This window comes from Ferrovibrio xuzhouensis (assembly GCF_042648965.1).
Lineage (GTDB): Bacteria > Pseudomonadota > Alphaproteobacteria > Ferrovibrionales > Ferrovibrionaceae > Ferrovibrio > Ferrovibrio xuzhouensis.
On the sequence record NZ_JBHRYJ010000004.1, the window covers coordinates 350,413 to 364,225 of the forward strand.

The following is a 13,813-nucleotide window of genomic DNA, read 5'->3' on the forward strand; positions in this document are numbered from 1 at the left end:
AGGGAGAACGCTCATGACCAAGGCTCCGTCGGGCATCAAAGCCTGTTTTTTCGATGCCTACGGCACGCTGTTCGATGTCAATGCCGCAGCCCGCGCCCTGGCCACAGAACTTGGTGACAAGTGGCAGCCGATGGCCGAGATGTGGCGCAACAAGCAGCTCAACTATTCCTGGCTGCGCAGCCTGATGGGCCGGCATGCCGACTTCTGGCAGCTGACCGGCGACGCGCTCGACTTCACCATGGAAGCCCATGGCGTCAGGGATGCCGGCCTGCGCCAGCGCCTGATGGACCTCTATTTCAACCTTGCCTGTTTCCCCGAAGTGCCCGCCATGCTGCAAAGCCTGAAGCGGGCCGGCCTGATCACCGGCATCCTGTCGAATGGCTCGCCGGCGATGCTCGAGGCGGCCTGCAAGACTGCCGGTCTCGACGGCCTGCTCGATCATGTGCTGTCGGTCGAGGATGTCGGCATCTTCAAGCCCGACATGCGCATCTACCAGCTGGTGACCGACAAGCTCGACCTGCCGGCCAGCGCCGTGGCCTTCCACAGCAGCAACGGCTGGGACATCCACGGCGGCAAGACCTTCGGCTTCTATTCGATCTGGATCAACCGCAGCGGCCAGCCGCAGGAACGCCTGCCCAACCCGCCCGACGTGATCCTGAAGGATCTCGCCGAGGTACCCAGGGTCGTCGGCGCCGCGGCCTGACCCCGGCATGAGCGCGCAGGTCTTCACCGAGCATTTCTTTCATGCCCAGGACGACCTGCGCCTCTACTACCGCGACTACGGCGACCGCCATTCGCCGCGCCTGCCGCTGCTGTGCCTGCCGGGCCTGACCCGCAACAGCAAGGACTTTCATGATCTCGCCAGCCGCTATGCATCGCAGCGTCGGGTGATCACCGTCGACTACCGCGGCCGCGGGCGGTCGGCCTATGATCCCGATCCGCGCCATTACGATCCGGTCGTCTATCTGGCCGACCTTCAGAATCTTCTGGCCGTCGCTCATGTCGAGCAGGTCGTCGTGCTGGGCACTTCGATGGGCGGGCTGCTGGCCATGGGCATGACGGCGGCGATGCCGGCGGTGCTGGCCGGCATCATCCTCAACGATGTCGGACCGGATATCGACCGCGGCGGATATGGCCGCATCGCGCAGACCATCGGCACCGCCATCCGCGCCGCCAGTTTCGAGGACGCCGCCGAGTTGTGGCGCCGCAGCGACCAGGCCGCCAATCCGCGGCTCGATACGGCAGGCTGGCTGAAGCTTGCTCATGCTACCTTTCGTCAGGACGACAGCGGGTCCGGTGTGCGGCTCGATTACGATATCGCTATCGGCAAAGCACTGCAGGCCCAGGCCGATGCTCCGCTGCCCGACCTGTGGCCGCTGTTCCGCGGGCTGCGCAACCTGCCGCTGCTGGCCCTGCGTGGTGCCCTGTCCGACGTACTGTCGGCGGACACTTTCATCCGCATGAAGCGTGAGCATGCCAGCATGACCGCCGTCACCATACCCGATGTCGGCCATGTACCGATGCTGGACGAACCCGAGGCGCTGGCCGCCATCGACGAATTTCTGGCGGGACTCTGATGTGTATTGCGAAACTTCTTTCCCTGGCCCTGCTGTTGGTCTCCGCCACGGCGGCGGCGCAGACGCGGCCCGCGCCGGAAGCCGCCACCGGCCGGCTGCAGAAGACCGAGACCCTTGCCCGCCACGAGATGGTGGTGGCGGCCAACCCACTGGCGGCGCAGGCCGGACTCGATATCCTGCATCGTGGCGGCAGCGCCATCGACGCGGCCATCGCCGTGCAGATGATGCTGAACCTAGTCGAGCCGCAGTCATCAGGCATCGGCGGCGGCGCGCTGATCCTCTACTGGGATGCCCGCCAGAAGCTGCTCTATGCCTACGATGGCCGGGAAACCGCGCCGGCGGCGGCCCGGCCGAGCCGCTTCCTCAATCCCGACGGCACGCCGATGGATTTCCGCAAGGCGGTGATCGGCGGCCGTTCGGTCGGCGTGCCGGGCGTGCTGCGCGCGCTGGAGCTGGCCCATCAGGCCCATGGCCGGCTCGACTGGGGCCAGGACTTCCAGCCGGCGATTGCCGCCGCCGCGGCCGGCTTTGCCGTTTCGCCGCGCCTGCACGAGTTGCTGTCGCAGGACAGCGTGCTGCCGCAGGACCCGGTGGCCCGCGCCCTGTTCTACCAGCCCGATGGCCAGGCGCTGCCGGTCGGCGCGCTGCTGCGCAATCCGGACCTTGCCGAGACACTCCGCCGCATCGCCACCGACGGCGCCGATGCCTTCTACCGCGGCCCGATCGCCGAGGCGATCGTCGCCGCCGTGCGCGGCCACCCGACCAACCCGGGCGACATGACCGATGCCGACCTCGCCAATTATCATGCCGCCGTGCGGCCGGCGGTCTGCGGCAGCTTCCGCCTGCTGCGCATCTGCGGTTTCGGGCCACCGAGTTCCGGCGGCATCGCCACGCTGCAGATCCTCGGCATCCTGCAGGCGCTCGGGCCGGCAAAGCCCGGGCCGGTGACGCCGCAGGATATCCATCTCTACAGCGAGGCGGCGCGGCTGGCCTTTGCCGACCGCGATGCCTATGTCGCCGACCCGGATTTCGTACGCGTCCCGGTCGACGGCCTGATCGACCCGGCCTACCTCGCCGGCCGCGCCCGCCTGATCGATCCGCAGCACAGCATGGGCCATGCCGAACCGGGCGAGCCGCCCGGCCGTCGCGGCATGGCGCCGCCCATCGGCTTCGGCCCTTCAGAACACGGCACCAGCCATGTCTCGATCATCGACCGCGACGGCAATGCCCTGTCGATGACCACCACCATCGAAAGTGCCTTCGGCTCACACCTGCTGGTCGGTGGCTTCCTGCTCAACAACCAGCTGACGGATTTCTCGTTCCTGCCCGAGCGCAACGGGTCCGCGGTGGTGAACCGGGTCGAGGCCGGCAAGCGGCCGCGCAGCTCGATGTCGCCCACCATCCTGTTCGACGCCACCGGACACCTCTATGGCGTCGCCGGCTCGCCAGGCGGCAGCGTCATCATCAACTATGTCACCGGCAGCCTGTGGCTGATGATCGACAAGGGCTACGCGCCGCTGGCGGCGATCAGCCTGCCACATTTCGGCAGCCGCAACGGCCTCACCGAACTGGAGGCCGATGCGCCGATTTCCTGGGAAAGCGCCCTGGAAGCCATGGGCCACAAGGTCCGGAGACTGGAAATGACCAGCGGCCTGCATGTAATTATGCGGGGTCCGCAAGGCTGGATCGGCGCCGCCGATCCCCGCCGCGAGGGCGTCGCTCTAGGGGATTGACCATGAATGCACCTGCCGGCCTGCCGCCGCTGCCCACCGTTGCCGATGTCGAGGATGCCGCCCGCCGCCTGCGTGGCGTCGCCGTGCGCACCCCGCTGCTGGAAAGCCCGCTGCTGAACGAGCGGCTGGGCGGCCGCCTGCTGGTCAAGGCCGAACCGCTGCAGCTCACCGGCTCCTTCAAGTTCCGCGGTGCCTATAACCGGATCAGCCGGCTCTCGCCCGAAGAACGCCAGCGCGGCGTCGTTGCCTTCTCGTCCGGCAACCATGCCCAGGGCACTGCCTATGCGGCCAAAATCTGCGGCGCGCCGGCGGTGATCGTCATGCCGGCCGATGCGCCGGCGATCAAGATCGCCAATACCCGCGCCTATGGCGCCGAGGTGGTGCTCTACGACCGCCACAAGGAAGACCGCGAGGCGATCGGCAACCGCTATGCCCGTGATCGCGGCATGACTCTCGTGCCGCCGTTCAACGACCCTTACATCATCTGCGGCCAGGGCACCGTCGGCCTCGAGCTCACGGCGCAATGCGCCGAGCGCGACATCACGCCGGACGCGGTGCTGGCGCCAGCCTCCGGCGGCGGACTGATTTCCGGCATCGCGCTGGCCGTGAAGAGCCGCCTGCCCGATTGCAGCGTCTACTGCGCCGAGCCGCATGGCTATGACGATATCGACCAGTCGCTCAAGGCCGGCAGGATCGTCAGTCACAGCGCGAACGAGCCCACCTTCTGCGACGCGCTGATGGCGCCGCATCCGGGCGACATCACCTTCGGTGTGATGTCGCAGCAACTGGCTGGTGCGGTTTCCGCGACCGATGCCGAAATCGAGACCGCCATGGCCACCGCCTTCCATTACCTCAAGCTGGTGGTGGAGCCGGGCGGCGCCGCGGCACTCGCCTCGGTGCTGAACGGCAAAGTGCCGTGCGCTAACCGCACGGTGATCGTGGTGGCATCGGGCGGAAATGTTGACTCGGCGCTCTACTCGACCATCATCTCCCGCACGCCGCCGGTGTGACCGGCGGCGTTCCATACTCGGCCTTCGAGAGACCCTAGGGAGAGACATATGACCGAGGCATTCATCTGCGACGCCATCCGTACGCCTGTCGGCCGCTACGGCGGTGCCTTGTCCAGCGTACGCGCCGACGATCTGGGCGCCATTCCGATCAAGGCGCTGATGCAGCGCAATCCGTCCGTCGACTGGGACGCCGTCGATGACGTGATTTACGGCAACGCCAACCAGGCCGGCGAGGACAATCGCAATGTCGCGCGCATGGCCCTGCTGCTGTCCGGCCTGCCCGACAAGGTGCCCGGTGCCACGGTGAACCGGCTGTGCGGTTCGGGTATCGAGGCGACCAGCGCCGGTGCCCGCGCCATCAAGACCGGCGAAGCCGACCTCGTCATCACCGGCGGCGTCGAGAGCATGAGCCGCGCGCCCTTCGTCATGGCCAAGGCCGAGGCTGCCTTTTCGCGCACCGCCGAGATCTACGACACCACCATCGGCTGGCGCTTCGTCAACCGGCTGATGAAGCAGAAATATGGCGTCGATTCGATGCCGGAGACCGCCGAGAATGTCGCCGAGCAGTATCAGGTCAGCCGCGCCGACCAGGATGCCTTCGCACTGCGCAGCCAGCAGCGCGCGCTGAACGCGATCAAGCTCGGCCTGTTCGAGGCCGAGATCACCTCGGTGACCATCCCGAGCCGCAAGGGCGACCCGACCGTGGTCGACCGCGACGAGCATCCGCGCGAGACCTCGATCGAGGCACTGGCCAAGCTGCCGACACCGTTCCGCCAGGGCGGCACGGTCACCGCCGGCAATGCCTCGGGCGTCAATGACGGTGCCGCCGCGCTGATCCTTGCGTCGGAAGATGCTGCGCGCAAGCACGGCCTGACCCCGCGTGGCCGCATCATCGCCACCGCCGTGGCCGGCGTGCCGCCGCGCATCATGGGCATGGGTCCGGCGCCGGCGACCGAGAAGGTGCTGGCCAAGGCCGGCCTGTCGATCCGCGACATGGACGTGATCGAGCTGAACGAGGCTTTTGCCGCCCAGGCGCTGGCCGTGCTGCGGCAGCTCAACGTGCCGGACGACGCGACTTATGTGAATCCCAATGGCGGTGCCATCGCGCTCGGCCATCCGCTCGGCATGAGCGGCGCCCGCCTGATCACCACGGCGCTCAACCAGCTCGAGCGGACCGGCGGCCGCTACGGCCTGTGCACCATGTGCATCGGCGTCGGCCAGGGCATCGCCATGGTGATCGAGCGGGTCTGACCGACCGCTCGGCCGGATGTCCCGCGCCGGTCAGATCTTGTAGCCGATCCGGAAGCCGCCCCAGTGGCGGCCCCGGATCGTGATCGGCGCGGAAACATCCTTCATCAGCACGAAATGCCCCCCGCCCATGTCGCGGCGATAGCATTGCAGCAGATAGGGCTTTGTATTCTGGCCGCAGGCCAGCCCGACCGGATCGTTGAAGATGCGGCGGTTGCGGGCATTGGCGGCATTCCAGACCGGATCACTGCCCTGCGGCTGGCAGTATTTCAGGTTATGGGTCGGCAGATAGCCGTTGCGATCAACCGCGGCGCAGAAGGCAATCGCGGAATTCGTCGTCAGCAGCGGCTCCTGGATATCCGGCAGATGACTGTCGGTGAACTTGACGAACCGCGTCATGAACTGCTGCGGATTGGTGCCCTTGATCGGCGCGTAGTTTTCATCGAAGAAATCCTCCAGGCTCATCTCGCCACGGTCGATCGCCGCATTGAACAGCGCGCTGATACGGGCGGCGCCATCCTTGGCGGCAACCAGGAAAGGCCGGTCCGCCGTGGTGGTGACGAAGGCGATCTGGGTGGCCAGGTTGGCCACCTGCAGGTCGATATCCTGCACCGACTTGCCGGTGCGCTGGACCACCGAGAGATAGCCACGGGTCGCCGCGTTCATGTCGGCGATGGCATGGGTGACGCCGTTGACCCGCCCCGACTGTTCCGTACTGGCCTGCTCGATCTCGTCGAGTTGCCCGGCCATGGCGTCGATCGCCTCGACGATCCGATTGAGCACGGCGCCGGTCTCGCTGACCAGGGCAACGCCGGATTTCACCTTCTCGCCGGATTGCTTGATGATGGTGCCGATGTCCTTCGAGGCATTGGCCGAGCGCAGCGCCAGCGCCCGGACCTCCTGCGCCACCACGGCAAAACCACGGCCCGCATCGCCGGCGCGGGCCGCTTCCACCGAGGCATTCAGCGCCAGCAGGTTGGTCTGGAAGGCGATCTCGTTGATCAGCGTGGTGATCTCGGAAATCCGCTGCGACATCTCGGACATCTCGTTCATCGCCTCGACCGAGCGGCTGACCACCTGGACGCCATTCTGTGCCGCGCTGCGTGCCTCGCCGGCCCGCTGGTTGGCGCGCTTGGCGATGGCCTCGCTGCCGCGCGCCGCCTCGCTGAGGCTGGCGGCATCCGCCGCCGTGCGATCCAGGCTGTCGGTCTGCGCCTCGGCACTCTCGGCCAGGCCTTTCGCCTCGCGGTTCAGTTCCACAGTAGCCGACGAGATGGAATTGGCAGCCTCGACGATGGTGCCGATCACGCTGCCGAGCCGTTCGATGGCCTGTTCGGCACCGTCGCGAATCACCGCGAAATCGCCGCCGAAATCGGTATGCATGCCTTCGGAGAGATCGCCCTCCGCCATGCGACCGAACAGGGTTTTCAGTTCACCGACCACACGGTCCAGCGTCTCGGCCATGGTATTGAAATGGCCGGACAGGGCATGGCTGTCGCCGGCACCACCGTTGAGGTCGAGCCGGCGATCCAGCACGCCGCGACTGATCGCGCCGCACAATTCGCCCATGCGGCCGAAGCGGGTGCCATCGGCCGTCCGCAGGCCGGCAAGTTCGCTCTCCCGTGCCTCCAGTCGCTGCTGCAGGGCCGTGGCGCGGTCCTGCTCGCTGCGCCAGGCCCCGGCCAGCTTGCGCAGCGCATCACGCCAGGTGGCCGGCAGGCGTTCCACGTCCTCTGCCTGCCGTGGCCAGGTCTCGAGAATCGCGGCGACGGCCCGGGTGCCCGCCGGCAGCGACAGGACCAGCGCCAGCCCCACCAGCAGGACCAGTCCGGCCAGAACCAGCACGACGACAGGGCTGAACGCGACCACCTGCCAGGCCGAGCCGAGCCAGCCGGCCGCCAGAAGGAGGAGACACAGAACCGCTGCACCGGTTCGCAATTCGACTGGCAGACCCGACACCATTTGCACGCCCCTCCCGTAGCGTCACCGCCCCGCCCAGCGCAGGGGGTGACACGGCCTTTCCGGCCTTGTTCTTGCGTTTACGCGCACAGTCTAACGCAACCAGTCCGGTTTTGTGCATTCCTCCAACAACATCAGGGCGATGGAAAGACTGCGACTTTGGTCGAAGTCTGGAGCGCCTGTCGCGTCAGGGCCAGACTGGGCGACCGGCTGGTTGACCATGTGTTTTCAGCCCATTGGCCATATACATGGCCGTCAAAGCTGAGATAGAACATTACCCGCTGGGCGGGCATTGTCGCCCGGCCAAAGAGGCGCAGGGTTTCATACCGGTATGGCCAGGGGCGACAAGCCACGTCTGATCAAGGCATCGCAGGGTCTGCGCCAGCGCGCGGTCAATCACACGACCGGGCTGGAGCTGACGCTGACCGACGAGGTGCGGGCAAAGATCGAGGCGGTGATCGGCGAATCCACCGACATCTTCGCCAAAGAGGTTCTGGACAAGCTGAAGGACATGCGCCGGCAGGTGAAAGCCGCCGAAGACGACGAGCTGCAGCGCATTTTCATCCTGTCCAACATTTCGGAAATCGCCTTCGACATCAAAGGCATGGGTGGCACTTTCGGCTACCCGCTGCTGACCCATCTGGCGAAGTCGCTGCATGATTTCACCGGCAAGCTCGGCCTGCCCAACGAAGCCCAGCTCGAGGTCATCAGCATCCATATCGATTCCATGTATGTGGTGCTGGCGCGCGGTATCGGCGGCACCGGCGGCAAGATGGAAAAGGAACTGCTGGACAATCTGGGGGTCGCGGTCAGCAAGGTGCAGGACTAGGCTGCCCGGAGCTTACCTTTCCCTAACCTTTTGCCGGCAGGGTCAGGGCATGACCAGCGATGCAGAAATCTGGCGGACGGCCCGCGACCTGATTGCCGAACAGGGGGCCAAGCGCGCCGAGGCCTATGCCAAGAAGCAGATCGACGAGATGGCCAGCAGCGCCAATTTTGTCGGCAACCTGGTCTGGCGGCGGATTCACCGCGCCATCAAGGGCCTCAACGGGGGCGCGACCGCTGCCTCCGGCGGACGCCGCTAAGCCGAACTTCAATCTCAGTTCTTGTTGCCCGGCAGCACGACCGGCAGGCCGCGCGAACCTTCGGTCAGCGCGCCGCGCAGGTCGGCATCGGTCAGGTTGGTGTACATCAGGTTCGCCTCGCGCAGATCCGAGCAGATCAGCCGCGCCCCGTGCAGGTTGGCATTCGACAGGTTGACCTTGCGCAGGTCGGCCCCGTTCAGGTTGGCCTGGGCCAGATGCGCCCGCGACAGATACCAGCCGGACATAATCGCCCGCCGGCCGCGCTGGCCATCGGTGTCGATCCACAGCTGATGATCGTTGACCACCTGCTCCAGCACCTCGGGCGGTACCACCTGCGGCAACTTGGCGCCACCGGTCTGCAGATCCTTCATCATCTCGACCGGAAAATCGGCCAGATGGAAGTTCGCGTCGTGCAGCTTGGTATTCTTGAACTGCACATTGCTGAGCGTCGAATAGGAAAAGTCCGCACCTTCCAGATCCGCATTGTCGAGGATCGCGCCATCGAGGATCGCCCCGACGAAGGAGGCGCCGAGCAGTTTGGCCTGGCTGAGGTTGGTGTTGTGCAGGGTCGTGTCGCTCAGTGATACCACGCCGCCCTTGCCGTGCGGCAGGACCGGCGGCTCGGTCATCGGCCGCATGTCGGCATTCTCGAACCGAGTGCCCTTGAGGATCGCCCGTGACAGGTCGGCGCCGCGCAGGTTGGACCAGACGAAGCGCGCATTGGTGAGATCGGCGCCCGAGAGATCGCAGCCGGTCAGCACCGCCTGGCTGAAATCGGAATTGCGCAGATCGGCGCAATAGAAGCGGCAGCCGCGGAACACCGCGCGCTGCAGGTTCATGCCAACCAGCTTGACGCCGGTCAGGTCAACACCGACCAGGGTGAGCTGCTTGCCACGGGTCAGCTTGCCGAGCCGGGCCGACAGGAACTCGCCATGGGACTTGATCTGCTCGTACAGATCATCCGGCCAGGAGGCTGGGTTCGACTCCACCGTCATGTTTCCACCCAATCGCCGCCGGCCGGGACGGCTAGGCGGGTCTACCGACAGATTTGTGACGTTACGGGGCGGATTTCAAGAATGTATTAACGGCCGGCCAGCTGGGCCCGGTAACTGTCGGCCAGCCGGGCATAATGGCTCGCCGTATCCGGAATATTGCGGATTTCCGGCTCTTCCAGATTGCGCATCAGCTTCGCCGGCCGACCGGCCCAGAGTTCGCCGCGGCGCACCCGTTTTCCCGGCGTCAGCAGGGCGCCGGCCGCCAGCATGCCGCCACTCTCGATCACGCAGCCATCCATCACGGTGGCCTGCATGCCGACGAAGCAGCCGTCTTCCAGGGTGCAACCGTGGATCAGCGCCATATGGCCGATGGTCACCCCGGAGCCGATCACAGTGCCGAACTTCGCCCGGGTGACATGGACGACCGTGCCGTCCTGGATGTTGGTCTCGCTGCCGACCCGGATGCTGTTGACGTCGCCGCGCAGGGTGCAGCCGAACCAGATCGAGCTGCGCGCACCGATCACCGTATCGCCGATGACCGTCGCATTGGGCGCGATGAAGGCATCATCGGCGATCTGCGGCCGATGCGCGCCGAATGGCAGAACCAGACCGGACATCCGACGCGGCCGACTTACGGGAACAGCGCGAGCTGGTCCAGCGCCATGGTCTCGGGCAGGCCGTACATGACGTTGAAATTCTGCACGGCCTGGCCGCTGGCGCCCTTCATCAGGTTGTCGATGACGGAAAACACCATGGCCCGGTTCTTCACGCGGTCGGCGAACACCCCGATATGGCAGGCGTTGGTGCCGCGCACATGGCGGGTCTGCGGCGCCACGCCCTGCGGCACGATCTGGATGAACGGCTCGTCGGCATAGCGTTGCAGCAGGACCGCCCGCAGGTCATCCGCCGAGGCGCCGTTCTGCAGCCGCACATAGATGCTGGCCAGCATGCCGCGGTTCATCGGCATCAGGTGTGGGGTGAAATTCACCACCAGCGGCCGCCCGGCCGAGGCCGACAGTTCCTGCTCGATCTCCGGACCATGCCGGTGCGAGGCCACGCCGTAGGCATGGGTGCCCTCGGCGACCTCGGCATAGAGTGAGGCTTCCTTGGCCGCCCGGCCGGCGCCGGAGACCCCGGACTTGGCATCGATGACGATGTCGTCGGCGTCGATCAGGCCCTTCTCGATCAGCGGCACCAGCGGCAGCTGCGCCGAGGTCGGATAGCAACCCGGGTTGGCCACCAGCCGCGCCTTGGCGACGTCCGTCCGCTTCAGCTCGGTCAGGCCGTAGACCGCCTCTTCCTGCAGGCTTGGTGCCCGGTGCTCATGGCCATACCAGCGGGCATATTCGCCCGGGTCCCGCAGCCGGAAATCGGCCGACAGGTCGATGATCTTCAGATGCTTGGGCAGGCCGGCGATCACCTCCTGGGTGGTGCCGTGCGGCAGGGCGCAAAACACCGCGTCCACCCCGCTCCAGTCCACTTCCTGGATGGTAACCAGCCGGGGCAGCCCGAGACCGATAAACTGCGGGAAGACCGTGTCGATCCCCTCGCCGGCCTTGCGGTCTGCGGTCAGGGCGACGATACGGACGCGCGGATGCCGGACGAGCAGACGCAGCAGCTCGGCCCCGGTGTAACCGCTGGCACCCAAAATCGCGACCCTGATGGCATCCGCCGTGGCCATAACCGACCTCCTGAAAACCCGACCTTCTGAAAAAAGCCGTGGGCATCGGTATAACGCGCCCGGACCGCCGGTCAAACGCTAAATTGACCCCCTCAGATGCGGAATTGTCCCACAAGTTCCGCCAGTTCCCCGGCCTGCCGCGACATCGCCTGGGCCGAGGCCGTGGTCTGTTCGACCAGGGCACCATTGCGCTGGGTCATCTCGTCCATGTTGGCGACCGCGGTATTCACCTCCTCGAGCCCGACCGCCTGCTCGCGGCTGGCCGAGGAAATCTCGCCGATGATATCGGCGACCTTTTTCACCGCGGTGACAATCTCGGTCAGGCTCTGGCCGGTCTGGTTGACCAGCCGCGCGCCTTCCCGCACCTCGCCGGTGCTGGCCTGGATCAGCCCCTTGATATCCCGCGAGGCATCGGCCGAACGCTGGGCGAGCGCCCGCACCTCCTGTGCGACCACCGCAAAGCCCTTGCCCGCCTCGCCGGCGCGCGCGGCTTCGACGCTGGCATTCAATGCGAGAAGGTTGGTCTGGAAGGCGATCTCGTCGATCAGGCCGACGATGTCGGTGATTTTCTGCGCGCTCTCCTCGATGCGGGTCACCGCGCTGACCGCATCCTGCACCACGCTGCCGCCCTTTTCGGCGGTGTCGCGCGCCGTCGTCGCCAGCCGGTTGGCTTCTTCGGCGTTGTCGGCATTCTGCTTCACCGTGGCGGTGATCTGGTGCATCGAGGCGGCCGTCTCCTCGAGGCTGGCGGCCTGCTGCTCGGTACGGCTGGCCAGATCGTTGCTGCCGGAGGAAATCTCCGATGCTGCATCGCGCACCATGCCGGCGGCCCCGCTGACCTGCCCGATCGTCTGGGCCAGCTGCTGGCTGGTTTGGTTGGCATTCTGCTTCAGCCGGTCGAACACGCCGGCATAATCGGCATCGATACGATGGGTGAAATCGCCGCCGGCCATCGCCCCCAGCGCGCTACCCAGTGAATCGAAGACATGCTGCACGGTTTCGAGCAGGCCGTTCATTCGCTCGCCGAGCCGCGCCATCGTGCCAGCGAGCTGCGACGTGTCGATGCGCGACGACAGGTCGCCGCCGGCTGCCGCGCCGACCACCTCGCCCACGGCACGATCCAGCAGCGCTTCCTGGGCCTGGCGCTGCTCCTCGGTGGTGCGGCGATCATGTTCGACCGTCAGCTGGAGCTGTTCGTTCTCGAGGCCGTTCTCCTTGAACACCTGCACCGCCCGGGCCATGTCGCCGATCTCGTCCTGCCGGCTGCGATCGGGCACATCGGTCTGCCATTCACGGTTCGCCAGCCGGGCCATCACGCCGGTCAGCGCGGTCAGCGGCAGGCCGACGCGCCGGCCGATATACAGCCAGCCCAGCAGGAAGGCGGCCGCGAGGCTGACACCCGCGACGGCGATCAGGATGAGCTTGCCGCCAGCACTGGTCTGCTTGGCGCCGGCAGCGGAATCGAGCACACCCTTGTTGGCCTCTCCGACCACCAGTTCGGTCGCCGCATTCAGGCGCTGTGCCGCCGCGCGGCTGACCTGCAGCTGCTGGCGCGCCTGGGCGATGGCCGAGAGTTCCTGCTCGCGCAGGCTGATCACGCCGATGCCCGGGCTGCCGAAATCCAGCACCGCATTGGCGACCTTGTTGAGTTCAGTATTCGGCCGGATCTTGCTGACATAGGCGAGGCCGCGTTCGACCTTGGCTGCCGCCTCCTCGTACTGGCTGCTGAATTTCTGGATCTCGTCCATATTGGCGGCCTGCGCCCCCACCGCCAGCAGGCCGACAGTATTGTTCACCTCGGAGATCAGCCCACTGATGCCCTGCAGCATCAGCAGCTCGGTATTGGCCAGCTTGCTCAGCGTCTGTTCGATCTTGATCAGGTCGCCGGCCTCGGTCGCCGAGGTCATGCTTGAGGTCAGGTCGAACACGGCGTCCTCGACCAGCGGGCTTGCCACTTTCAGAAATTCGGCATGGGCAACCGACAGCTTCTGGGTCTCGTCGATGCGGAACTGCGAGGTACGGATGCGCGCATCCACCACCTGCCGCAACTGGCCTACGCTGCCCAGCAGCGCCTTGGTTTCCTTCTGGATGCCCTCGACAGCCGGCCCGCTCATGATCGCCGAGACCACGCCCAGCGTGGCCTCGATCCGGGCCTCTTTCTCCTTGATGCCGCCCTCGAGCGCCTGCAGATCCTTTTCGCTTTGGGCGGTGACGATATCCGGTGCCACGCCGGCGAGGTCGGAAACCTGCTTGGACAGGTTCAGGGCAGCCGTCATCGCCGTCACGCCCTCGTCGGTGACCGTGACGATGGCATGATCCAGCCGGGTCAACGCAAACCATCCGGCTGCGGCGGAAATCAGGGCAAAGGACGCGATCGCGCCCACCGCCAGATACAGTCGGTGTCGGATGCCAAGGCGTATGCTCCGCATACGCAGCCTGCCGATATTCATTGCGAATCCCCCCGGTATGATCTCTTTGTCCGGATTGTTCTGTGTTTTTATCCACATCGCAATACCTTGATTTTC

General features: G+C 66.1%; 12 protein-coding genes. 7 read left to right on the forward strand and 5 right to left on the reverse strand.

Features of this window, described 5'->3' with window-relative positions:
- Nucleotides 1-13: 13 nt before the first annotated feature.
- From ACFOOQ_RS18265 to pcaF, 5 genes are read left to right on the forward strand one after another with little or no spacing between them, the layout of a single operon-like run.
- Nucleotides 14-703, forward strand: a complete 690-nt coding sequence (locus ACFOOQ_RS18265) for a haloacid dehalogenase type II (protein WP_379729051.1) — start codon at nt 14-16, stop codon at nt 701-703.
- 7 nt (nt 704-710) lie between these two features.
- The gene (locus ACFOOQ_RS18270) at nt 711-1,577 is read left to right on the forward strand and encodes an alpha/beta fold hydrolase (protein ID WP_379729052.1); all 867 of its coding nucleotides are present in this window, start codon (nt 711-713) and stop codon (nt 1,575-1,577) included.
- Nucleotides 1,577-3,310 (forward strand): gamma-glutamyltransferase, encoded by a 1,734-nt coding sequence (ggt, locus tag ACFOOQ_RS18275; protein WP_379729053.1) that lies wholly within the window; start codon nt 1,577-1,579, stop codon nt 3,308-3,310. The genes ACFOOQ_RS18270 and ggt overlap by 1 nt, the downstream gene beginning before the upstream one ends.
- Nucleotides 3,311-3,312: 2 nt before the next feature.
- On the forward strand, nt 3,313-4,320 hold the full coding sequence (locus ACFOOQ_RS18280; protein ID WP_379729054.1) for a threonine ammonia-lyase: 1,008 nt from the start codon (nt 3,313-3,315) through the stop codon (nt 4,318-4,320).
- A gap of 48 nt (nt 4,321-4,368) precedes the next feature.
- A complete protein-coding gene (gene pcaF, locus ACFOOQ_RS18285; protein ID WP_379729056.1) occupies nt 4,369-5,571 on the forward strand; it encodes a 3-oxoadipyl-CoA thiolase in 1,203 nt (400 codons plus the stop codon).
- A gap of 30 nt (nt 5,572-5,601) precedes the next feature.
- Here pcaF and ACFOOQ_RS18290 read toward each other — a convergent pair whose 3' ends face one another.
- Complete coding sequence (locus tag ACFOOQ_RS18290; protein WP_379729057.1) at nt 5,602-7,530, reverse strand: methyl-accepting chemotaxis protein; 1,929 nt, start codon at nt 7,528-7,530, stop codon at nt 5,602-5,604.
- Nucleotides 7,531-7,858: 328 nt separating this feature from the next.
- Here ACFOOQ_RS18290 and ACFOOQ_RS18295 point away from each other — a divergent pair, with 328 nt between their 5' ends.
- Nucleotides 7,859-8,356, forward strand: coding sequence for a hypothetical protein (locus tag ACFOOQ_RS18295; protein ID WP_379729058.1), 498 nt, complete (start codon nt 7,859-7,861; stop codon nt 8,354-8,356).
- 49 nt (nt 8,357-8,405) lie between these two features.
- Nucleotides 8,406-8,612 carry a hypothetical protein gene (locus ACFOOQ_RS18300; RefSeq protein ID WP_379729059.1) on the forward strand — a complete coding sequence of 69 codons (207 nt, stop codon included), beginning with the start codon at nt 8,406-8,408 and terminating at the stop codon, nt 8,610-8,612.
- 14 nt (nt 8,613-8,626) lie between these two features.
- On the opposite strand, the gene ACFOOQ_RS18305 is transcribed toward ACFOOQ_RS18300, so the two are convergent.
- The 4 genes from ACFOOQ_RS18305 to ACFOOQ_RS18320 all read right to left on the reverse strand — a co-directional run bounded on the left by ACFOOQ_RS18305 (nt 8,627) and on the right by ACFOOQ_RS18320 (nt 13,618).
- Nucleotides 8,627-9,601 (reverse strand): pentapeptide repeat-containing protein, encoded by a 975-nt coding sequence (locus tag ACFOOQ_RS18305; RefSeq protein ID WP_379729060.1) that lies wholly within the window; start codon nt 9,599-9,601, stop codon nt 8,627-8,629.
- Nucleotides 9,602-9,693: 92 nt separating this feature from the next.
- Nucleotides 9,694-10,224, reverse strand: a complete 531-nt coding sequence (locus ACFOOQ_RS18310) for a gamma carbonic anhydrase family protein (RefSeq protein ID WP_379729061.1) — start codon at nt 10,222-10,224, stop codon at nt 9,694-9,696.
- Between the two features lie 14 nt (nt 10,225-10,238).
- Nucleotides 10,239-11,288 (reverse strand): N-acetyl-gamma-glutamyl-phosphate reductase, encoded by a 1,050-nt coding sequence (gene argC, locus ACFOOQ_RS18315; RefSeq protein ID WP_379729062.1) that lies wholly within the window; start codon nt 11,286-11,288, stop codon nt 10,239-10,241.
- A gap of 92 nt (nt 11,289-11,380) precedes the next feature.
- A complete protein-coding gene (locus tag ACFOOQ_RS18320; protein ID WP_379729063.1) occupies nt 11,381-13,618 on the reverse strand; it encodes a methyl-accepting chemotaxis protein in 2,238 nt (745 codons plus the stop codon).
- Nucleotides 13,619-13,813: the final 195 nt, after the last annotated feature.